Origin of the sequence: Thiococcus pfennigii (assembly GCF_016583835.1) — a bacterium.
GTDB classification, from domain to species: Bacteria; Pseudomonadota; Gammaproteobacteria; order Chromatiales; family Chromatiaceae; genus Thiococcus; species Thiococcus pfennigii.
Genome location: NZ_NRRW01000064.1, coordinates 1 through 19,854, shown reverse-complemented (window position 1 = coordinate 19,854; position 19,854 = coordinate 1). Strand labels below are relative to the sequence as shown.

21 protein-coding genes and 2 pseudogenes are annotated in these 19,854 nt (G+C 69.1%); 9 read left to right on the top strand and 14 right to left on the bottom strand.

The annotated features are described in order from the left end of the window. The 5 genes and pseudogenes from CKO41_RS15790 to CKO41_RS15770 form a co-directional block, all read right to left on the bottom strand. Window positions 1-235 (bottom strand): annotated as a pseudogene (locus CKO41_RS15790) (energy transducer TonB); the annotation flags it as partial. After that, a complete protein-coding gene (locus CKO41_RS15785) occupies window positions 232-621 on the bottom strand; it encodes an ExbD/TolR family protein (protein WP_200382998.1) in 390 nt (129 codons plus the stop codon). The pseudogene CKO41_RS15790 and the gene CKO41_RS15785, both read right to left, overlap by 4 nt. Further along, window positions 621-1,271 carry a MotA/TolQ/ExbB proton channel family protein gene (locus tag CKO41_RS15780; RefSeq protein ID WP_200382997.1) on the bottom strand — a complete coding sequence of 217 codons (651 nt, stop codon included), beginning with the start codon at window positions 1,269-1,271 and terminating at the stop codon, window positions 621-623. The genes CKO41_RS15785 and CKO41_RS15780 overlap by 1 nt, the downstream gene beginning before the upstream one ends. Before the next feature lie 59 nt (window positions 1,272-1,330). Next, window positions 1,331-1,891: a molybdopterin-dependent oxidoreductase gene (locus CKO41_RS15775; RefSeq protein WP_200252588.1), complete on the bottom strand. Its 561-nt coding sequence runs from the start codon at window positions 1,889-1,891 to the stop codon at window positions 1,331-1,333. 72 nt (window positions 1,892-1,963) lie between these two features. Further along, entirely contained in the window at window positions 1,964-3,964 is a 2,001-nt protein-coding gene (locus CKO41_RS15770) for a TonB-dependent receptor domain-containing protein (RefSeq protein ID WP_200382996.1), read from the bottom strand. Window positions 3,965-4,870: 906 nt separating this feature from the next. On the opposite strand from CKO41_RS15770, the gene CKO41_RS15765 reads away from it, so the two are divergent. Then, entirely contained in the window at window positions 4,871-5,359 is a 489-nt protein-coding gene (locus tag CKO41_RS15765) for a pilin (RefSeq protein WP_200252592.1), read from the top strand. 194 nt (window positions 5,360-5,553) lie between these two features. Here CKO41_RS15765 and CKO41_RS15760 read toward each other — a convergent pair whose 3' ends face one another. From CKO41_RS15760 to CKO41_RS15720, 9 genes are all read right to left on the bottom strand, one after another. Further along, a complete protein-coding gene (locus CKO41_RS15760; RefSeq protein ID WP_200382995.1) occupies window positions 5,554-6,603 on the bottom strand; it encodes a class I fructose-bisphosphate aldolase in 1,050 nt (349 codons plus the stop codon). A gap of 335 nt (window positions 6,604-6,938) precedes the next feature. Next, a complete protein-coding gene (locus CKO41_RS15755; protein ID WP_200382994.1) occupies window positions 6,939-8,711 on the bottom strand; it encodes an AAA family ATPase in 1,773 nt (590 codons plus the stop codon). A 334-nt stretch (window positions 8,712-9,045) separates the two neighbouring features. Continuing rightward, window positions 9,046-9,321 (bottom strand): BPTI/Kunitz-type proteinase inhibitor domain-containing protein, encoded by a 276-nt coding sequence (locus CKO41_RS15750; RefSeq protein WP_200382993.1) that lies wholly within the window; start codon window positions 9,319-9,321, stop codon window positions 9,046-9,048. A 13-nt stretch (window positions 9,322-9,334) separates the two neighbouring features. Then, window positions 9,335-9,682, bottom strand: coding sequence for a YbjQ family protein (locus CKO41_RS15745; protein ID WP_200382992.1), 348 nt, complete (start codon window positions 9,680-9,682; stop codon window positions 9,335-9,337). 6 nt (window positions 9,683-9,688) lie between these two features. Further along, entirely contained in the window at window positions 9,689-9,892 is a 204-nt protein-coding gene (locus CKO41_RS15740) for a hypothetical protein (protein ID WP_200252603.1), read from the bottom strand. Between the two features lie 88 nt (window positions 9,893-9,980). Further along, window positions 9,981-11,321, bottom strand: coding sequence for an ATP-binding protein (locus CKO41_RS15735; protein WP_200252607.1), 1,341 nt, complete (start codon window positions 11,319-11,321; stop codon window positions 9,981-9,983). 3 nt (window positions 11,322-11,324) lie between these two features. After that, on the bottom strand, window positions 11,325-11,999 hold the full coding sequence (locus tag CKO41_RS15730) for a response regulator transcription factor (protein WP_200252609.1): 675 nt from the start codon (window positions 11,997-11,999) through the stop codon (window positions 11,325-11,327). Window positions 12,000-12,014: 15 nt separating this feature from the next. Then, complete coding sequence (locus tag CKO41_RS15725) at window positions 12,015-12,293, bottom strand: PepSY domain-containing protein (protein WP_200252611.1); 279 nt, start codon at window positions 12,291-12,293, stop codon at window positions 12,015-12,017. 144 nt (window positions 12,294-12,437) lie between these two features. After that, on the bottom strand, window positions 12,438-12,797 hold the full coding sequence (locus tag CKO41_RS15720; protein WP_200252612.1) for a hypothetical protein: 360 nt from the start codon (window positions 12,795-12,797) through the stop codon (window positions 12,438-12,440). Between the two features lie 355 nt (window positions 12,798-13,152). Here CKO41_RS15720 and CKO41_RS15715 point away from each other — a divergent pair, with 355 nt between their 5' ends. The 8 genes and pseudogenes from CKO41_RS15715 to CKO41_RS15680 form a co-directional block, all read left to right on the top strand. Further along, window positions 13,153-13,725, top strand: coding sequence for a cell wall hydrolase (locus tag CKO41_RS15715; RefSeq protein WP_200252614.1), 573 nt, complete (start codon window positions 13,153-13,155; stop codon window positions 13,723-13,725). Continuing rightward, entirely contained in the window at window positions 13,722-14,231 is a 510-nt protein-coding gene (locus CKO41_RS15710; protein WP_200252616.1) for a thermonuclease family protein, read from the top strand. Before CKO41_RS15715 ends, CKO41_RS15710 begins: the two co-directional genes overlap by 4 nt. 36 nt (window positions 14,232-14,267) lie before the next feature. Next, a complete protein-coding gene (locus CKO41_RS15705) occupies window positions 14,268-14,528 on the top strand; it encodes a helix-turn-helix domain-containing protein (RefSeq protein WP_200252618.1) in 261 nt (86 codons plus the stop codon). Next, window positions 14,525-16,537 carry a hydrogenase 4 subunit B gene (gene hyfB / locus CKO41_RS15700; RefSeq protein ID WP_200382991.1) on the top strand — a complete coding sequence of 671 codons (2,013 nt, stop codon included), beginning with the start codon at window positions 14,525-14,527 and terminating at the stop codon, window positions 16,535-16,537. The genes CKO41_RS15705 and hyfB overlap by 4 nt, the downstream gene beginning before the upstream one ends. Then, window positions 16,522-17,487 (top strand): respiratory chain complex I subunit 1 family protein, encoded by a 966-nt coding sequence (locus tag CKO41_RS15695; protein WP_242464375.1) that lies wholly within the window; start codon window positions 16,522-16,524, stop codon window positions 17,485-17,487. Before hyfB ends, CKO41_RS15695 begins: the two co-directional genes overlap by 16 nt. Continuing rightward, complete coding sequence (locus CKO41_RS15690; protein ID WP_200254954.1) at window positions 17,484-18,197, top strand: formate hydrogenlyase; 714 nt, start codon at window positions 17,484-17,486, stop codon at window positions 18,195-18,197. Before CKO41_RS15695 ends, CKO41_RS15690 begins: the two co-directional genes overlap by 4 nt. After that, the gene (locus tag CKO41_RS15685) at window positions 18,194-19,666 is read left to right on the top strand and encodes a hydrogenase 4 subunit F (RefSeq protein ID WP_200382990.1); all 1,473 of its coding nucleotides are present in this window, start codon (window positions 18,194-18,196) and stop codon (window positions 19,664-19,666) included. The genes CKO41_RS15690 and CKO41_RS15685 overlap by 4 nt, the downstream gene beginning before the upstream one ends. Then, window positions 19,663-19,854: pseudogene (locus CKO41_RS15680) on the top strand (Ni,Fe-hydrogenase III large subunit); the annotation flags it as partial. The gene CKO41_RS15685 and the pseudogene CKO41_RS15680, both read left to right, overlap by 4 nt.

Below are 19,854 nucleotides of genomic sequence, written 5' to 3'. Positions count from 1 at the left end.
GCGCCGGCGCCGACTCGGAGATCGGCTCTGGGGCCGGCTCGACCTCGGCGGCAGGCTCCGGATCGGTCGCCTCGCCGGCCAGGCTCACCTCGATGACATCCCCGGCCGGGCCCGACAACGCGGGCGCGGCGTTCCAGCTCGTGAGCGCGACGATGACGGCCGCCTCGGCGAGCAGGGCCAGTGGCAGCGCGACCCACAGCGGGAGGCTCGGCAGCGGGGAGAGCGGTCGGCTCATGCGCTGGGCTCGCGGGTGGCGAGGCCGATCCGGGTGATGCCGGCGTGGCGGCAGGTATCCATGACGGCGATCAGGTCGCCGAGCGCCGCCGTGTCGGCCCCGGCGATCAGGACGCGCGCCTCGGGATCGGCGAGCAGCCGGGTCGTCAGCTGCTCCAGGCCCATCGGCTCGCCGTCGACGGTGATGGTCCCGTCGGCGGCCAGCGCGATCACCAGCTGCGGCCGCTCGAGCCGCTCGGCGCTGGTGCTCGCCGGCAGGCGGCTGGCGATCCCGCTGGCGGGGATCATGTGGAGCGTCATCATCATGAAAAACACCAGCAGGAACAGCATGATGTCGATCATCGGCACAATCTCGATGCGGGCCTTGCGGCGCTCGAGGTAGCGCATCAGCGGGGTCCTCCGGCAGCGACCGACACCGACCTCGGATCGGCGGCGAAGCGATTGACGAGGATGACCTTCTGCGTCTCCAACTGATGGAGGACGAGCCGTACCCGCTCGCCGAGGGCGTTGAAGAAGACCAGGCCGACGACGGCGATCAGGAGACCCGCGGCGGTCGCAATCAGGGCCTCGGCGACGCCGCCGGTGACCTGGGTCGGTGGCGCGTTCGGGTCGACCAGGGCGCTGAAGACGTGGAACATGGCGATGATGGTGCCGAGCAGTCCGAGCAACGGGGCCAGCGTGACGCTGGTGTCGAGGAGCCACAGCCGCCGGTCGAGGAGCGGCGCGTGGCGCAGGATCACCTCCTCCAGACGCTGGCCGAGCTGCTCGACGGGGACGGTGCCACAGGCCAGCGTGGCCTCGATCAGGCCGCCGTGGAGGCTGGGCGCGAGGGCCTGCTGGACGCCCCGCAGCCCGGTCCGGTCGCCGGTAGCCAGCGCGGCGAGCGCCCGGGTGAGGGCCTCGCCGCGGCGGGTCAAGGTGCGCAGCACCCAGGTGCGCTCGGCGACGACGGTCAGCACCACCGCCCCCAGCCCCAGCAGCACGTAGAGGATGCCCCCGGAGTGGTTGGCGAGCTGGATCAGGTAGGAGAGCTCCATCGGATGTCCTTCGTTGTGGGCGGGACGCCGCCGGCGACGCCCCGCGGGGCCGGCTTGGATCAATCGGCGACCTGGCGCACCTCGATCTCGGTCAGCCAGCGAACGTGGCGCGGCCCGGTGCGGGCGTCCTGCGTCGAGACGAGCGCGATGCGCCCCTCGGCGTCGTCGAGCGGCTGGCCAGCCTTCTCGAAGTAGACGACGACGCCGGCGCCGAGCGGCGAGTTGAAGAGCTCGGCCCAGGAGAAGACGGCCTTGTAGTCGTCGGTCGCCTTCGCGATCACGACCATCTTGCGCAGGTCGCGCGGATTGGCCGCCCGGAGCTCGGCGCGGTTCAGGATGTCGGTCAGCAGGACGCCACGCAGGTGCTCCTTGGTGCCGACATTGGCGCCGCTCTGGCAGATGATCGCGACCTCCTCGATCTGCTGGGGTGGGAAGCCGCGCAGGTCCCCGATCTGGAGGACCTGCGGCGTCGCAACGGCCCCCTTGACGGTCAGCGTGTGGGAGACGAAGCGGTGCGAGGCGGCACCGCCATCGAAGGCCGCGACCGCGGCCGTGGCGATGGCGAGGAGCAGCAGGCCGGCGAGGACGCTGGTCAGGGATCTGGGCAGGGATCTGGACATGGTGGTATTCCTCGAGCTCGATGGATGGCCCGCCCGCGGCACCGACCGCGGGCCGGCGGGGCGCACGGTCGATCAGAATCTGTAGCGGGTGTTGACGAACCACATCCGCCCGGGGTTCGGGAAGCCGTCCGCCAACTCGTAGTCGGCGTCGGCCAGGTTGGTCAGCCCGGCCTCGATGACCAGGTTCGAGACCGCCTCGTAGCCGAGCTTGACGTCGGCGGTGACGAAGCCGTCGAGCCGCTCGGTCTGCGACTCCCAGCGCTCGTCCTCGTACTGGAGCGAGAGCACGGCCTCCCACCGGTCGGTCGGACGGAACAGGGCATGGGCGGTCAGCTTGCGCTCGGGCACGCCGGTCAGGCGGGTGTCGGGGTCGCTGCGGTTCTCGCGATCGAGCAGGGTCAGGTTGCCGCCGAGCTCCCAGTGCCGCCCGACGGGCGCGGTGAGGCCGAGCTCCAGGCCGGTGATGCGCACCTCGCCGACGTTCTGCATCTGGTACTTGTCGCCCTCGACGTCGTCGACACGCTGGATCAGGTCGGTGACGTCGCTGAGGAAGACCGCGGCCTCGGCGCGCGCGCCGGGCCAGGGCTCGCCCTTGTAACCGAGCTCGTAGTTGATCGAGCGCTCGGCCTCCAGGTCCGGGTTCGGCACGGCGGTGCCGAGGCGCAGCGAGTAGCGGTCCTTGAGCGTCGGGAAGCGGGTCTTGCCGGCCACCGTGGCGTAGAGGCGGCCGACGCCCTCGAGGTCCCAGAAGAGACCGGCCTGGGCGTTGGTCGCCGACTGCCCGTCGGGCTTGGGCACCGGGTCGCTCGCCTTGTCGACCTTGTCGGCCTCCAGCTCGCTGTAGGCGACGCCGAGGGACAGGATCAGCCCCTCGGCGAGGGCGATGTTGTCCTCGGCCGACCAGGTGATGAGGGTGTCCTCGAAGTGCTCGGTGGTCTCGAAGGTGTCGTCGGCCTTGTGCTGGTCCTGCTTGAGCTGCGCGATCAGGCGCAGGTGGTGGCGGTCGAAGCGGCGCGACTCGAGCTCGATCGACCCGCCGCGGATGCGGTCATCGTAGCGACTGCGCCCGGCGGGGCCGACGCTGCCCCGGCCCGAGGTCTTCAGGGTGCCGTAGGTATCGTCCGTATAGGAGCGCACCTCGTTGTCGTACTCGGTCTGATAGAGTCGGAACCTGATCGCCTCCTGGTCGCCGAGCGCCGTGCGGGAGATGAAATAGAGGCCCTCGGAGTCCCAGTACGGCCACTGCCAGTAGCGCGCGAAATCCGGGTTGGTCGACGGCGGCTGGCCCTTCTCGCCGTTCTGCCTGTAATAGCTCAGCGCGTACTCGTCGGTCGCGTTGGGCGTCAGGCCGACCTTCAGCGAGACCTTCTCGTCGCGGCGATAGGAGTTGTCCCGCGCGCCGCCGTTCTCGGTGGGGGTCGCGTCGAAGTCCGAGGACAGACGGAAATGGTCGCTGTCGAGCCACGAGACCCCGGCCTGGACGTACCAGGCCCCTTGGTTGCTGCCGACGTTGACCTTCGCCGAACGCTCGTGACCGTCGGCAAGGCCGAGGGTGACGTCGCCTTCGAGCGCCTCCTGCGGCTTGCGCGTGATCAGGTTGATGGCCCCGCCGAGCGCGTTGGTCCCGTAGGCGACCGAGCTGAAGCCCTTGGCGACCTGGACGGCGGAGAGGTCGGCGGTCGTGAAACGGTTGAAGTCGATGTAGCCGTCGTACGGGACGTAGACCGGGATGCCGTCGATGAACAGCGGCACCTGACGGACGTCGAAGCCGCGCACATAGACCGTCTTCTCGTTGCGCGAGTTGTTCGACAGCGTCACCCCCGACAGCAGGTCGAGGGCATCGCCGACATCGGTGCGGTTGTAGCGCGCCATCTCCTCGAGGGTGACGACCGAGGCGACCTGGTCGCCGCCCAGTTCGCCCAGTTCGCCCAGTTCCTCGGTCTCGAACGACGAGGCAGTCACGCTGACCGTGCCCAGCTCGTAGACCGAACCCCCGGTATCGGCCTGCGCCCCAAGCGTAAGGCCCAAGAGTGCCAGGCCAACGGCCTGTTCCAACGGACGGTGACGTACCACGGCAAAATCTCCCCCAATCGAGTTGTAGATGGCTGCTGCCTCGCTGTACACGAAGACGACGTGGGACCCGGCGGCCACGACGTCGCCCACGGCGCCGCACAGACCCCCCGCCACCCGGCCCCAAGTCGTCACAATCGCGGCCGATGATCGGCAGACCCTTTTCGTTATGTTTATGCTTACATAACGCCGAACACAGCGACGCCCGCCCCTGGATTGTTCCCGAGCACACGGAGGCCAAAACCATGCCACACTCGATCAAGACACACGGAAGCAATAGATAAAACACTGTTAAAAAGGCGATTTCGCGCTGAAACTCCTGACGACGCCGGGGCCACAAACCGCTCCAGACGTCGGCATCCCAACCATCGTTATGGCTGTTTGTATACAACGCTACGCTACGCAAGGCCGGACGGACGACGACGCCCGGCGATGCCCCCTGGAGGCGACGACCAACGGGATCGACGCCCCCGCGAGCATCGATACCCCACCGTCGTCAGCCGATGCGATGGCCCAAACCGTAGGTGCGCCCGGTCGTCGGGCAACGCGAATCGCTCACAGGCGCCGTCGTCGCCCGCAGATCGGGCAGACGGCGGGACGCATGGGCAAATGAAGGCATGAAACAGGGCGAGAGGCGGATCCTTGCTACAGGACGAACCGGCGGTGATCCGGTCATCTTCCCCACGGCACCGCTCGCGAACGCCATCAGCCTCTCGCCCGGGCCTTGACCGCGACTCGGGCGCCAGGACGCACCCGTCATCTTCTGACCGATCCGGTCACCACCGAAACGTCATCGAGGATGCGAACTTTCGTAAGTGCCTACGCGGAAAGGACGCATCGACAGCGGTCGCGGAGCGGCATGCCTCCTGCATAAGCCGCACCGAACAGATTCTCCAGCGAGACGAGACGATGCACCATCGAACAGCCCGCGGCTACAGCTTGATCGAACTGATGATCGCGGTCGCGATCATCGGCATCCTGGCCGCGATTGCCGTGCCCCAGTACCAAGACTCTGTAAACCGCGCCAAGATGACCGAAGCCTTCATGGTCTTCGGCGGCCTGAAGAGCGATGTCGCAGAGTTCCATGCCCAACACGGGCGTCTCCCGCTCAACTCGGAACTGAGCAGTTTCGCAACGCCCGGGCGCCAGTCGCCCTATGTCATCGCCATCGAGATCAACAATGTACCAGGCACGCCATACAATACAGAGAACAACCCGGCGATCCGCATCATCGTGAAAATGGATCCCAAGCAGTTCGCTGGGATGAGCTATCAGTCCAACCAGATCATGTTCACTGCCGACACGCGCGGACTCGACGGCGGGATCGCCTGGTCCTGCGGGCCACGCGATGTGTCGCCGGTGAAACGGGCCTGGCTTCCGTCGACCTGCCGCGGCTAGCCAAGGCTGGGTTAACGAACGCCCCCTCTTGGTTCGGACCCTGGCTCTGCGCTGTTTCATCAACCGGCGCCTTCGTCGCCCCGGCCCGGCGCTGGTCCCTTTGCAGGGCACCTTGAAGATTTCAAGGTGCCCGCGCGGGGCGAGGATGCCCCGTCCTGAAAAATGGCTTGGATGGCCAGCTTTGGAGGTACCCGTCAGGCGATCGTCACCTCGGGCGACAGATAGACGTCCTGGATCGCATGGAGGAGTTGCACGCCCTCGGCCATCGGTTTCTGGAAGGCCTTGCGCCCCGAGATCAGGCCCATGCCGCCGGCGCGCTTGTTGATCACGGCCGTGCGCACCGCCTGGTGCAGGTCGTCCTTCCCCGATGGCCCGCCGGAGTTGATCATGCCGACCCGCCCCAGATAGCAGTTCGCCACCTGGTAGCGCACCCAGTCGATCGGGTGGCTGGCGGAGAGCTCGGCGTAGACCCGCGGGTGCGTCTTGCCGAAGCCGATGGCGGTGAAGCCGCCGTCGCGCGTGGCCTGCTTCTGCTTGACGATGTCGGCCTCGATGGTGACCGCGAGGTGGTTGGCCTGGCCGGTGAGGTCGGCGGCCTCGTGGTAGTCGACCCCCTCGTGCTTGAACGCGGCATTGCGCAGATAGGCCCAGAGGACCGTGACCATCCCGAGTTCGTGGGCGTGGGCGAAGGCCTCGCTCACCTCCTGGATCTGGCGGCGGGACTCGAGGGAGCCGAAGTAGACGGTGGCCCCGACGGCGACGGCCCCGAGGTCGAAGGCCTGATCGACCGAGGCCCAGAGGGTCTGGTCGTGGATCGTCGGGTAGGTGAGCAGCTCGTTGTGGTTGAGCTTGACGAGGAACGGGATCCTGTGGGCATAGCGCCGCCCCACCGAGCCCAGCACCCCGAGCGTCGAGGCCACCGCATTGCAGCCGCCCTCGATCGCCAGACGCACGATGTTCTCCGGGTCGAAGTACAGGGGGTTGGGGGCGAACGAGGCCCCGCCGGAGTGCTCGACGCCCTGGTCCACCGGCAGGATCGAGAGATAGCCGGTCCCGCCCAGACGCCCGTGCCCGAGCAGGGTCTGGAAGCCGCGCAGGACCCCGGGCTTGCGGTCCGAATCCATCATCACGCGATCGACGAAGTCGGGTCCGGGCAGGTGGAGCAGGTCCCTCGGGATCCCCCGACTTTCGTGCCCCAGCAGGTCCTGGGCCTCGTCACCGAGCAATTCGACGATGTTGGTCATGGCCTTCTCCGTCAGTTCCTCGCGTTGTGGATTGTTCGAGCGACCGGAAATCCGCGCCGCGGGTGCCCTTCTCGTCCCTCTGTGCGAAGGTCGAGTCCGGCAGCGCCCGCTGTCGGCTGGACCCAAAACGCCGATGCCCTGCCAAACGTTGCGACGGCACAGCCCCGACGCCTACTTGGGATCGGGGAAGAAAAAATCGACAGGAGCGCGCGAACGACAAGAAAATCCGAAAGGCGCCAAGAAAGGCTGATGCCCCGTCTCTATACAGCCTTTTCGCGTGTTTCGCGTCTTTCGGTGCGTCCAAGAAGTCGTGCCGGTCGTTCGCGAATCCTCCCTCACAGCGCCCGCCACACCAGCCGCTCGACCCCCAGGGCGACCACGGCGAAGGCACGCAGATCCTTCAGTCCGTGGCGCGCCCGGAGCGTCGCGCCGTAATCGACCGCCTGCGCGGCGGCCTCGTCGAGCTTCGCCGCCACGGCCGGCAGGGCCGCCAGCGCCTCGCGCGATCGGCTATGCACCTGCTCCCTGCTCAACCCGAGCCCCTTCAGCCCGAGGTACTTGAACTCCAGCAGCAGGTCCAGGGCCTCGAAACGGCGCATGTCCGGGCGCACGATCAGCGCCAGATCGGCATAGCCGCGGTCGGTCTCCAGCTCCGAGACCGCCATGTAGAGCCGGTCGTCGAACAAGAGCGTCAAGAAGGCGAACTTGACCAGGAGCTCGTTGGTCCAGCGATAGTCGCGGTTGGAGAGCACCCGGAAATAGCCCTGCTCGATGAGATCGGCCAACGGCGCGAGATCGCCCTGCTGACCGAGCCGGCGAATCGCCGGGGCGAGCGCTCGGTCCAAGCCGGTCTGCGGCAGCCAACGCGCGCGCAGTCGCTCGACATAGAGCCCGCGGGCAACCAGGTGGGGGATGCGCAGCACGCATTCGTTGAAGGAGGTCAGCCCGGCCAACGTCAGGATGCCGAAGAAATAGAGCAGGGACGCCATGAAGGGCTGATCCTTCACGGCGGCCAGCACATCCTCGACCCCGAAGCGCTGCACCAACTCCGGGATCAGGACCCGATCGTCGCCGCTCAGGGCCTCGATCAACAACGCCTCGCCCTGGGGCGGGGCCGCGATGTAGGTGAGATTGTTGCGATCCATCGCCAGGTTTTCGTCGAGCATCTGCCGGGGATAGCGGCCATGCTGTCCTAGGGCCTTGAGGAAATGGAGACTCAGCGTCGGGTTGTAGAGACTCTCGGCGGCGTCCTCGCTGAAGCGGTAACCGTTGTAGAAGGTGCGCATCGTGGCCAGCGCCTCGGCCGGTGACCAGCCGGCGCCGTCCGCCGCGAGCTGTACCAGCACCCGCTGGACCTCGGGCTCGGTGAAGCCGCACAAGTCATTGAAATCGGGCTCGAGGTAGATGTTCTCGCCGACGTTGTAACCGCTGGTCATGTCGCTCAGCACGACCGGCGAGACCCCGGTGATGAAGACCCGATCGAGCCCCAGCCCCCCGGCAGCCGCCTTGACCGCCTTGAAGACGGACTTCAGCAAGCCCTCACCGTAGAGCAATGCTCGATAACGCTCGCGGCTGCCGTCGCGAGCGGCCATCAAGACCTCGTTGGCGAAGTTGTCGTATTCGTCGATCAGCAGATCGAGCTTGTGCGGGGTCTGCGCGACCGCCGACAGCGCCGCGCGCCACGAGGAGAGCGCGTTGTCCGGTCGGATCTGGATCGTAGTGGACAGCCGCCCACGATAGCGTTGAGCGAAGTCCTGGATGCAGTCGTTGAGATGCTGATGCACCGCCGCCTCGATGTCGGCGATCTCGCCATGGGCCGGCACCAGCGAAAAGTCCCACTTCATGACGAAATAGGCGTTGCGCAGCGGGGTCGGCTCGCGCCCGACGGCGAGCCGACCGAACAGGGACTCGAACTGCTCGGCCCGGTTCAGATCGTAGTAGTGCTCCAGCATCGACAACAGTAGGCTCTTGCCGAAGCGACGCAGACGCAGAAAGATCAGTTGCCGCCCCGCCTGTTCGATCGCCGCGAGGCGGTCGGCGCGGTCCTGATACCAATACCCCTCGCCGATCAGGGTGCCGAAGTCGCTCAGACCGTACGGAAATTTCATGGCCGCCGCGGGTGTCTGTGACCGATCGAGTGGCGGATGCCCCGCAAGGGTCAAGGTGCCCCGCCATTTTCAGTCGCCTAAACGACTGAAAATGAAGCGAAGCGGAGTTCGCATTGTCGCTTCGCGTCTTGAAAAATTGCCCGGATGGCAATTTTTCAAGGTCCCCTGAAGACTCGCTGCACCCCAGGTCGATCAGCGGCTGGAGCGCCGCTGGCGATCACTCGGGATACGCCCTGCCCCCGGAGCCGCGCAGAACCGGCCACAAGGCCGCCCTTCGAGAATAGCCGATCGAGAGGTCGACCGCCGGACCCCCGACCGACCGCGAGCCACCCGCTCAACGGCTGGCGCCGCAGACCTGGATGCACTCCTCTTGGGTCGCGAACGGGACCTTGACCCGGCAATTGCCGTACATGAAGGGCTTGCAGCTATTGTCCCGATAGTCGTAGAAGTAGCCGACCGAACGGCCGGGGCAGACATCCAGATCGGGCTCGTCGAGACAGCGCACCGGGAGCAGATCGGGATCCTTCTCGGGGGTCGTCGCGCTCGTAGCCACGCAGCCGCCGACCAGGGCGATGAGCGGCAAGAGGATCAGGGGCCTGGGGAACGACATCACGACCTCGTGCTCAGGGCGCGGACCCGCTCGCCGGGGAGCGGCGGGCCCGGAGGCGGACCGCAGTACCATAGGCCAAGATCTCGGCGGCGCCCTGCATGACGGGCGCCGTCGTCAGGCGCATCGCGACAATGCCATCAGCCCCCAGGGATCGGGCCTGGGCGCACATCCGGTCGATCGCCTGCTCGCGCGACTCGGCGAGCATCTTCGTATATTCGGGGACCTCCCCGCCGATCAGGGCGCGGAGCACGGCGAGGATGTCCTTGCCCAGGTGACGGGTGCGCACGGCATTGCCGCGGACCAGGCCGAGCGTCTCGACGATCTCGTGCTCGGCCAACTCGTCCTGGGTCGTGATCTGCATCGCAGGCTACTGGTCGATGTGCGTCGAGTAGTAATCGTCTTCGCGATTGCGCCGCCGCTCCCGAAGGGCCTTGACGAACAACAGGCCGATCCCGAGGAGGGCGATCAGACCGACGAGACCGATCGGGAACACCTCGACGAGCCCGATGACCGCGGCGACCAGCCACAGCAGCGCGGCGGCGGCGAGCAGGGAATAGCCGAGGACTTCCATCGTGGGTCTCGCGGTGGGTACGGTAGGCCGTAACGGCCGTCATTGTGGCATCGCGGCGCGCGGCCGGGCAACCGTCGGCACCCGTCCTTCAGCGCGCCAGCCGCGCCTCGATCAGCGCCCCGCCCAGCGGGCTGTCCTCGATGCCGAGCCGCCCGCCATAGGCGAGGCAGAGCTCGCGCACGACGGCGAGCCCGATGCCATGGCCGGGGGCCAGTTCATCGGCCCGCGCGCCGCGCTCGAGCAGCGCCTCGCGCCGCCCCGATGGGATCCCCGGGCCATCGTCCTCGACCCGGATCGCCAGCCCGCCCTCGCCGACGACCCCGATGCGCACCCGCCGGGCGCACCACTTGCAGGCGTTATCGAGCAGGTTGCCGACGACCTCCATCAGGTCCCCCTCGGGCCCGCGAAAGGAGAGCCGGTCGTCGCAGTCGATCGACACCTCGAGCGCCTTGTCGCGGTGGACCTTCGTCAGCGCCGCGACGAGGCGGTCGACGACGGGGCGGATCGCCACCGGCGGGGCGAGCCCCGCGGCCGCCCCGGCCCCGGAGCGGGCGCGCTGGAGCTGGTAGTCGACCAGGTGATCCATGCGCCCGAGCTGCTCGGTCATCAGGGCACGCGCCTCGCCCGCCATGGCCGTCTCCTCGACGCTCGCGCGCAGCACCGCGAGCGGCGTCTTGAGGCTGTGGGCGAGGTCGCCGAGGGCGTGGTCGAGGCGCCGCTGCTGGGCGCCCTGATGGGTGAGGAGCGCGTTGAGATTGTCGGTCAGGCTGTGCAGCTCGCGCGGGTACGTGCCGCGCAACTCGGCCTGGGCGCCGGACTCGATCGCCGCGACCTCGGCGGCGACGCGACGCAGTGGCCGCAGCCCCCAGCGCATCGCCGCGAGCAGCGCGGCGAGCAGCAGCAGGGCCATCGCCCCGAGCCAGGTCGCGAGGCTGGCGCGGAAGCGGCCGAGTTCCTCCTCGAAGGCACTCAGGTCCTCGGCGACGGCGAAGGTGAGGACCTCGCGCTGGTCGCCGACGGCCCAGAGGACGGCGAAGCCCTGGGTCAGATAGCCCTGCCCCGCCTCGTCGCGCTGGATCGCGGCGCGGCGCGCCCCGGGACTCAGCGCCACCGGAAACGGCGGGCGGGTGGCGTCGATCGCCGAGGCGGAGGCCCAAACCGTCTCGCCGGTCGCGTCGAAGACCCGCGCGTAGAGCCCCGAGGCCGGCAGGTTGAGGCGCGGCTCGACGAGGTCCTGCGGCAGCACGACGCGGCGGTTCTCGAACTCGGCGGCCGCCATCAGCAGGTAGATCTGACCGAGCAGGCGCTCCTCGCGCGCGGTGCGGGCGGCGTCGTGAAAGGCCTGATCCAGGGCCAGGTGCGTCAGCAGCAGGAACAAGACGAGGACGAAGGTCGCCCCGAGCAAGATCCGGGCCTGAAGCGAGCGCACCGCTCAGGCGCCGAGCGTGAAGCGGTAGCCGCGCCCGCGCAGGGTCTCGATCGGGGCGAGCGTGCCATCGGGGTCGAGCTTGCGGCGCAGCCGCCCGATCAGCACCTCCAGGACGTTGCTATCGCGGTCCTGATCGTGCGGATAGAGGTGGTCGGCGAGCTCGCGCTTCGACAGGACCCGGCCGCGCTGCGTGACGAGCCGCTCCAACAACTGGTATTCGAAGGCCGTCAGTTCCAGCGCCCGCCCGTCGATCCAGACCTGCTGCGCCTTGAGGTCCAGGCGCAGCGGCCCGCAGCGCAGCTCCTGATCGGTACTCGCCAGCGCGCGGCGCAACAGCGCGCGCAGGCGCGCCTCCAACTCCTCCATCTGAAAGGGTTTGGTCAGATAGTCGTCGGCGCCGGCCTCGAGCCCCTCGACCTTGTCCTGCCAGCGGTCGCGCGCGGTCAGGATCAGGATCGGCAGCAGGCTGCCCTGCGCGCGTAGTTCGCGGATGATCTTCAGACCCGAGAGGCTCGGCAGACCGAGGTCGATGATCGCGGCATCGAACGGGTACTCGGTCGCGAGATAGAGGCCCTCGGCACCGTCGCCGGAGCCTTCCACGACGAATCCGCCCACCGTCAGCCGCTCGCCGATCTGGTGGCGGAGAATCGCCTCGTCCTCGACGATCAGCACGCGCATCGGCAGGGACCCGCGTCAGCGGCGTTGGCCGGGGACGAAGACATGGCGCACCTCGCCCTCGGGGGTCAGCATCCGGACCTGATAGCCGTCCCGGTCCGGCTTGACCGAGAGCACGCGCCCGCCCGTCTTGCGACGCGCCGCATCGGCGGCCTCGCCGGCGGAGAAGCCGGCATCCTGGCGACGCTCCGGGCGACCGTCGCCGCCGTCGCGGCGCGCCAGCGCCGGATCCCCGATGGCGCTGAGGGCCAAGGTCGCGATCAGCACGAGGACGGTCTTCATCGTCGGCAAGGTCATGTCTTAGCGCGCACCATTGGATGGAAATCTAACACAGAAACCGACGGGATCGGCATCGCCCGGCCGTGTGGTGCCTGGGTGGCGCCGGGAGGGCCCGAGCGAGCCCCCCGGCATGACGAAGCCTGTCGGCCGGCACGGCGGACACTATCGACGCTTGGCGTCGCCCAGGATGATGGTGACCCCATCGCCGAGCCGGTAGCGGCCCGCGGAGGGCTTGTAGCCCTTGTAGGACTTGTAATACATCCGCGGCGGGGGCACGCGATACCAAGGCGGCGGACGGTGATGCCAGCGGTCGTAGTCGCCATGCGACCAATGGTGGGACGGCGGGTAGTGCCCGTACCGGTCGCGGTACTTGGAATCGTATTTCACGAAGCCCTTCGGCGGCGGACCATCGCGGCGGCCGCGGTCGTCGTGCCGGTCGGCCAGGGCGATCGTGGACGCACCCGACAGCAGTGCGAACAGGGTGATCGCCGAGAGACTGAGGGCAAATCGAGGTCTGGACATCGTCGGTCTCCTCTGAGGTGCGACGACGGCGAGCGGACCTCTCCGTCATCGTTGGCGATCATCCTAGGTGCAGCAACCTGAACCCTCGCTGAAGGGCACCTGGAATGTTTCGAGGTGCCCGCGCGGGGCAAGGAGGCCCCGCCAAGAGCGACCGCCCGGATGGCAATCGTTCGAGGTGTCCCGACGCGGCACCGAACGGCTCAAGACCCCCGCCCGCAGGCCGAGCGGGAAATGAAAGGCAATTCTTTGCCATTGAAAAACATAACGAATCCCGACTATTGACGCCTTTGCCTAGTAGCATTCTCAGGATCTGGGTAGGATGGCATCATTATTGATTCGCCAATTATTCGAAACCATGCTCACGATACTTCGCTCGACAGCGATCGGGGCCACCCTATTCCTCGCCAGCGGCTCGGGCGTGGCCCCGACCGTCCAGATCGACTATGCGGCGCTCGCGGCGGCGATGCTCAAGACCCAATCGCCGGTCGACGACGAGGAATTCGAGTGCCTCGCGCTCAACATCTACCACGAGGCCCGTTCGGAGCCTGAGATCGGGCGCCTGGCCGTCGCCGCCGTGACCCTGAACCGTGTGGACTCCAGCGCCTATCCGGATTCGATCTGCGCGGTCGTCCAACAGGGCGGCGAGGCACGCCATCGCTGCCAGTTCTCCTGGTGGTGCGACGGGCGCGACGACACGCCCACCGAGACGCGCGCCTGGCAGCTGGCCCAACAGACGGCCCGACGCAGCCTGCTCGGCCTCGCCCCCGACCCGACGGGCGGGGCGACCCACTATCACGCGACCTACGTCCACCCGAGCTGGGCCGAGGCCTTCGAGCCGACGACCCTGATCGGTCGCCATCGCTTCTACCGCACCGAGTCGGGCGCACCGCTCCAGCTCGCCTCGCTCGAGGTCACCGCCGTCAATTGACGCGCACCCCGCGGGCGCTGCTTCTCGCCGTCGCGCTCGGCCTCGCGCATCCGACGCTCGCCGCCGCGGCGACCCTGTGCCGGGTCGCCGCGGTCGGCGATGGCGACTCGCTGCGCCTCGTCTGCGCCGGCGAGACCCGCGAGACGCGCCTCTACTGCATCGACGCCCCCGAGATCGGCCAGCACCCCTGGGGCCGTGCGAGCCGCGACTACCTGCGCCGACTCGTCCCGCCCGAGGTCGAGATCCGGGTCATCGAGACCGACCGCTACGACCGCCTGGTCGTCCTCGTCACGGACCCCGCGGGCAACGAGCCCGTCAACCTGGCGATGGTCCGCGCCGGCCAAGCCGCCGTCTACGATCGCTACTGCTCGGACCCCCGCTTCACCGAGGCCGAGAGCGAGGCGCGCCGCCAGCGGCGCGGCATCTGGGCCCGCCCGGGCGCGCATCAGCGGCCGTGGGATTACCGCCACGCGAGGCCCTTTGCCGGTCCCGATCCGCCGCGGTAAGCTAACGCATCAGATCGGAGAACTGATGCCTCAGACATGATCACGGCCCCACAACTCCGCGCCGCCCGGGCCCTGCTCGGGATCGATCAGCGCGCCCTCGCGCGCCTCGCCGGCCTGTCGCTGCCGACCATCCAGCGGATGGAGGCGAGCGACGGGCAGATCCGTGGCCATGTCGATTCGCTGGTGAAGGTCGTCGAGGCCCTGGAGCGCGCCGGCCTGGAGTTGATCGGCGATGGCGCGACGAGCGCCGGCGGCGGGCGCGGCGTGCGCCTCAAGGACCCGGCCGCCGAACGATGACACCGCCGGCCCCGCTGACCTTCGCCGGGCTCGCGATCGCCCTCGCGCTGCTCTCGGCCCTGATCTCGCTCGCGAGCGCCCGGCGCCCGGCGCTGCTGCGCATCCTCGGGATGCCGCTGCTCGCCGCGGCCGGCGGCGTGGCCCTGCTCGGCGGCGGCGCGGCCCTGCTCGGCGATGGCGCGGCGACGGCCGAGCTGCCGCTCGGGCTGCCCTGGCTGCCCTGGCACCTGCGCCTCGATGCGCTCGCCGGCCTGTTCCTCGTCGTCATCGGCGGCGTCACGACCGCCGTCGGCGTCTACGGCATCGGCTACGTGCGCGGCCTGGAGCACGGCCGCGACCCGCTGCCGGTCCTCGGCGGCTTCACCGGCCTGTTCCTCGCCGGCATGCTGCTGGTCGTGCTGGCCGACGACGCCTTCGTCTTCGTGATCGCCTGGGAGACGATGTCGCTCGCCTCCTACTTCCTCGTCGCCTTCCAGCACGAACAGCCGGCCAACCGCCGCGCCGCCTTCCTCTACCTGCTGATGGCCCACCTGAGCGGGCTGGCGATCCTGCTCGGCTTCGGCGTGCTGGCCGCCTTCGCCGGCAGCTTCGAGTTCGCGGCGCTGCGCGCCGCCGCGCTGGAAGGCCCCTGGGCGAGCCTCGCCTTCGCGCTCGCGCTGCTCGGCTTCGGCCTCAAGGCCGGCCTGGTGCCGCTGCACGCCTGGCTGCCCGAGGCCCATCCGGCCGCCCCGTCGCACATCTCGGCGCTGATGTCGGCGGTGATGCTGAAGGTCGCCGTCTACGGCTTCATCCGCTTCGTCTTCGACCTGCTCGGCCCGCCTCAATGGCAGTGGGGCGTCGTCGTCCTGGCGCTCGGCAGCGTCTCGGCCCTGATGGGGATCCTCTACGCCCTCATGCAGACCGACCTCAAGCGGCTGCTGGCCTACTCGTCGATCGAGAACCTGGGCGTCATCTTCCTCGCCCTCGGCCTCGCCTTGCTCTTTCTCGCTACCGACCACACGCTGCCCGCGGCACTGGCCCTGGTCGCGGCCCTCTACCACACGCTCAACCATGCGCTCTTCAAGGGCCTCCTGTTCCTCGGCGCCGGGGCCATCCTGCACGGCACCCACGAGCGCGACCTCGAGCAGATGGGCGGCCTGCTGCGGCGCATGCCCTGGACCGGCTGGTTCTTCTTGGTCGGCTGCCTTTCGATCGCCGCCATGCCGCCGTTCAACGGCTTCGTCTCGGAGTGGCTGACCTTCCAGGTGGCCCTCCAGGCCTGGCAGCTGGAGAGCGGCGTCCTGCGCAGCCTGATCGCGATCGTCGCCGCGGTCCTCGCACTCACGGCGGCACTGGTCGCGGCCTGCTTCGTCAAGGCCTTCGGTGTCGCCTTCCTCGGCCAGGCGCGCAGCCGCCACGTGCGCCGTGCCCGCCCGGCACCGCTCAGCATGCGCGTCGGCCAGGGACTGCTGGCCCTGGGCTGCCTGGCCCTCGGCGTGCTGCCGAGCGGCGTCATCGCGCTGCTCGCGCCGATCCCGACGGAACTGCTCGGCCAGGGCGTCGCCCAGGCGACGGCGCTCGGCTGGCTGTGGCTGACGCCGGTCTCGCCGACGACGGCGAGCTACAGCGCGCCGCTCGTCCTGCTGGTCCTCGCGGTGCTGGTGGTGTTGGTGTTCTGGAGCCGCCAGTGGGGCGCGGTCGGGCGGCTACGCCGCTGCGACCCCTGGGACTGCGGCTTCGCCCCACCCAGCGCACGGATGCAGTATGGCGCGACGGCCTTCGCCCAGCCGCTGCGGCGGGTCTTCGCCCTGCTGTTCCGCGTCGAGGAGACGGTCGAGACCTTGGAGGACGGGCGACGCCGCTACCGCCTAGCGATCGCCGACCGCACCTGGGGGCTCCTCTACCAGCCGGTGGCCCGGGCCGTCGAGGCGGCGGCGCGGCGCGTGACCCGGCTCCAGTCCGGCAATGTCCGCGTCTACCTCGGCTGGACCCTGGCGACGCTGCTGGTGCTGCTATGGCTGATCTCATGACGCCGCTCACCTGGGCGATGGCCGTCGCCCAGGCGCTCCTCTACGCCGCGGCGGCGCCGCTGCTGATCGGCTGGGTGCGCAAGGTCAAGGCGCGGCTGCAGAACCGGCGTGGGCCGGCGCTCGTACAGCCCTACCGTGACCTCTACAAGCTCTTCGCCAAGGAGGTGCGGGTCGCCCATACAGCCTCGCCGCTGTACCGCCTCGCCCCGTACCTGATCTTCGCCGCCATCTGGCTGGCCGCCGCGAGCGTGCCACTGGTCGCGCTCGGCCTGCCGACCACGACCATCGCCGACATGATCGTCCTCGTCGGCCTGCTGGGCCTGGCGCGGGTCTTCCTGGCCTTGGCCGGCATGGACGTCGGCACCGCCTTCGGCGGCATGGGCGCCTCGCGCGAGATGCTGGTCGCGGCGCTCGCCGAGCCGGCGCTCCTGATGGTGATCTTCACGCTCGCGATGACGGCCCACAGCACCAGCCTGTCGGGCGTCATCGACTACCAGCTCGCGGCCGACTTCGTACCGCGCCCGTCGTTCGTCTTCGCCCTCGGCGGTCTGATCCTGCTGAGCCTCGCCGAGACCGGACGCATCCCGGTCGACAACCCGACCACGCACCTGGAGCTGACCATGGTCCACGAGGCGATGGTCCTGGAGTACTCGGGCCGCCACCTGGCGCTGCTCGAGTGGGCGGCGCAGGTCAAGCTGCTCCTCTACGGGGCCCTGATCGCCAACCTGTTCCTGCCCTGGGGCATCGCCGAGGGGCTGGCGCCGGCGGCGCTCGTCCTCGGCCTGGCGGCGATCCTCGTCAAGCTCGCGGTGCTCGGCGTCGCCCTCGCGGTCGCCGAGACGGTGCTGGCCAAGATGCGCCTGTTCCGCGTGCCGGCCTTCCTCAACCTGGCGCTGCTGCTCGGGCTGCTCGGGCTCCTCAGCCACGTGATCCTGGAGGTCGGGGCATGACGCTCGCCGAGCTGCCGCCCCTCGAGCAGTGGATGCTGCTGGTCGCGGCCTTCGTCCTCTTCACCTCGTTCGTGCTGCTCGCCCAGGCGCGACTCGTCTCGGCGATCCATGCCTTCGCCTGGCAGGGCGCGCTGATCGCGACCCTGACCCTGATCGTCGCCCAGGCCGAGCAGTCCTCGCACCTGTGGTTCTCGGCCCTGCTGACGCTGGCCCTGAAGGCCCTGCTGATCCCCTGGATGCTGCATCGCCTAGTGCGCCGGCTCCAGATCGCCCGCGACAGCGAGGCGCTGCGCTGGCCGACGCTCGCGATCATGGCGGCGGTCGCGCTCGTGATCTTCAGCTACTGGCTGGTCCTGCCGATGGTCGCCCAGGAGCTGACCTTCACCCGCAACATCGTCGCGATCAGCCTGGCCGTGGTGCTGATCGGGCTCCTGATGATGGTGGTGCGCCAGCAGGCGGTGGCCCAGGTGCTCGGCTTCATGTCGATCGAGAACGGCCTGTTCCTGGCTGCGGTCTCGACGACCGGCGGGATGCCGCTCTTCGTCGAGCTCGGCGTCGCCTTCGACGTACTGGTGGCGATGGTCCTGTTCGGGGTCTTCTTCTTCCAGATCCGCGAGAGCATCGATTCGCTCGACGTCGACCGCCTCAACCGCCTGACCGAGACCCAACCGGAAGGCCAGACCGAGACCCGGACCGGGGAGACGCCGTGACCGCGCTCCTCGTCGTCCTCGCGACCCCGCTCATCGCGGCGCTGGTCCTCGCGCTGCTGCGCCACGCGGGGCTCGCCGGCTGGCTCAACGTCGCCGCCGATGCCGTCTCGTTCGCCGCCGCCGTCGCGCTCGCCTGGCAAGTGGGTCAGCACGGCGACATCGCCGGCCTGGGGCTGCGGGTCGACGCCTTCAACGTCTATCTCGTCGTGCTGACGACCTTCGTCGGCCTGACGACGGCCATCTTCTCGCGCCCCTACATGCGCCACGTCTGCGCCTCGGGGCGCATCCAACCGTGGCAGCTGCGGCTCTATCACGGCATGTACCAGGTCTTCATGTTCACGATGCTGCTGGCCCTGACGACCGACAACCTGGGCGTGCTCTGGATCGCCGTCGAGGGGGCGACCCTCGCGACCGTGCTGCTCGTGTCCCTCTACCGCACCCCCGAGGCGGTCGAGGCGGCCTGGAAGTACTTCATCCTCTGCGGGGTCGGCATCGCGCTGGCGCTGTTCGGCACCGTGCTGACCTACTTCGCCGCCCAGCACGTCCTCGCCGACCCGGTCGCCGGGCTGACTTGGAGCGCGCTCTTCGAGGTCGCCGACCGCCTCCAGCCCGAGGTGATGGCGCTGGCCTTCGTCTTCCTGCTGGTCGGCTACGGCACCAAGGTCGGCCTGGTGCCGATGCACCAGTGGCTGCCCGACGCCCACTCCGAGGGCCCCACGCCCGTCTCGGCGGTCCTCTCGGGGCTGCTGCTCAACGTCGCCCTCTACGCCGTCGTGCGCCTCAAGATGCTCGTCGACGGCTCGCTCGCCGGCACCGCGACGCCGCACCTGGCCGGCGTCCTGCTGATGGGCTTCGGCCTCGTCTCCTTCCTCGTCGCCGGGCTCTTCCTGCACCGCCAGCGCGACATCAAGCGGCTGTTCAGCTACTCGTCGATCGAGCACATGGGGCTGATGACCTTCGCCTTCGGCCTCGGCGGCCCGCTCGCGACCTTCGGCGCCCTGCTGCACATGCTGGTGCACTCGCTGACCAAGTCGGCGATCTTCGTCACTGTCGGCCATGCGACCCACATCGCCGGCACCCAGTCGATCGACCACATCCGCGGCCTGATCCGCACCCAGCCGGCAGTCGGCTGGTCGCTGCTGATCGGCGTCGCGGCGATCGCCGGCTTCCCGCCGTTCGGCGTCTTCACGAGCGAGTTCCTGCTGCTGACGGCGACCATCCAGTCTCAGCCCTGGCTCGCGCTGACACTGCTCTCGGGCCTGGCGATCGCCTTCGCCGGCTTGTTCCGCCACCTGCACCCGATGGTCTACGGCGCCGCCCCGGCCGGCCAGCGGCCGGTGCCGGCCAACCTGGTGCCGGTCTACATCCACCTGGGGCTCGTCCTGTGGCTCGGTCTCGCGATCCCCGGCCCGCTCGCGCGCTGGCTCGACGAGGCGACCCACCTGATCACCGGGAGCCGCCTGCTATGACCCGCTTCGCCTGGCTGTCCGAGTTCGAGGCCCGCCTGGCCGGCGAGGGCGTGTGCGCGCTCGGGGGCGATGCCACGGCGCTGCCCCCCGCCTACCGCCTGCGGCTCGCACCGCCGGATTGGGGCGCCGCGGCGCGGATCGCCGCCGGATTCGGGCTACGCTGGGCCGGGCTGTGGGGCGATCCGCAG

What these genes read in the sequence shown, in the direction of transcription:
- CKO41_RS15755 (WP_200382994.1), bottom strand. Translation starts at nt 8,711, where the DNA reads ATGAAATTTCCGTACGGTCTGAGCGACTTCGGCACCCTGATCGGCGAG.
- CKO41_RS15715 (WP_200252614.1), top strand. Translation starts at nt 13,153, where the DNA reads ATGCTCACGATACTTCGCTCGACAGCGATCGGGGCCACCCTATTCCTC.
- CKO41_RS15740 (WP_200252603.1), bottom strand. Translation starts at nt 9,892, where the DNA reads ATGGAAGTCCTCGGCTATTCCCTGCTCGCCGCCGCCGCGCTGCTGTGG.
- CKO41_RS15745 (WP_200382992.1), bottom strand. Translation starts at nt 9,682, where the DNA reads ATGCAGATCACGACCCAGGACGAGTTGGCCGAGCACGAGATCGTCGAG.
- CKO41_RS15695 (WP_242464375.1), top strand. Translation starts at nt 16,522, where the DNA reads ATGGCTGATCTCATGACGCCGCTCACCTGGGCGATGGCCGTCGCCCAG.
- CKO41_RS15780 (WP_200382997.1), bottom strand. Translation starts at nt 1,271, where the DNA reads ATGGAGCTCTCCTACCTGATCCAGCTCGCCAACCACTCCGGGGGCATC.
- CKO41_RS15765 (WP_200252592.1), top strand. Translation starts at nt 4,871, where the DNA reads ATGCACCATCGAACAGCCCGCGGCTACAGCTTGATCGAACTGATGATC.
- CKO41_RS15730 (WP_200252609.1), bottom strand. Translation starts at nt 11,999, where the DNA reads ATGCGCGTGCTGATCGTCGAGGACGAGGCGATTCTCCGCCACCAGATC.
- CKO41_RS15690 (WP_200254954.1), top strand. Translation starts at nt 17,484, where the DNA reads ATGACGCTCGCCGAGCTGCCGCCCCTCGAGCAGTGGATGCTGCTGGTC.
- CKO41_RS15785 (WP_200382998.1), bottom strand. Translation starts at nt 621, where the DNA reads ATGCGCTACCTCGAGCGCCGCAAGGCCCGCATCGAGATTGTGCCGATG.
- CKO41_RS15720 (WP_200252612.1), bottom strand. Translation starts at nt 12,797, where the DNA reads ATGTCCAGACCTCGATTTGCCCTCAGTCTCTCGGCGATCACCCTGTTC.
- CKO41_RS15705 (WP_200252618.1), top strand. Translation starts at nt 14,268, where the DNA reads ATGATCACGGCCCCACAACTCCGCGCCGCCCGGGCCCTGCTCGGGATC.
- CKO41_RS15775 (WP_200252588.1), bottom strand. Translation starts at nt 1,891, where the DNA reads ATGTCCAGATCCCTGCCCAGATCCCTGACCAGCGTCCTCGCCGGCCTG.
- CKO41_RS15760 (WP_200382995.1), bottom strand. Translation starts at nt 6,603, where the DNA reads ATGACCAACATCGTCGAATTGCTCGGTGACGAGGCCCAGGACCTGCTG.
- CKO41_RS15725 (WP_200252611.1), bottom strand. Translation starts at nt 12,293, where the DNA reads ATGACCTTGCCGACGATGAAGACCGTCCTCGTGCTGATCGCGACCTTG.
- CKO41_RS15750 (WP_200382993.1), bottom strand. Translation starts at nt 9,321, where the DNA reads ATGTCGTTCCCCAGGCCCCTGATCCTCTTGCCGCTCATCGCCCTGGTC.
- hyfB (WP_200382991.1), top strand. Translation starts at nt 14,525, where the DNA reads ATGACACCGCCGGCCCCGCTGACCTTCGCCGGGCTCGCGATCGCCCTC.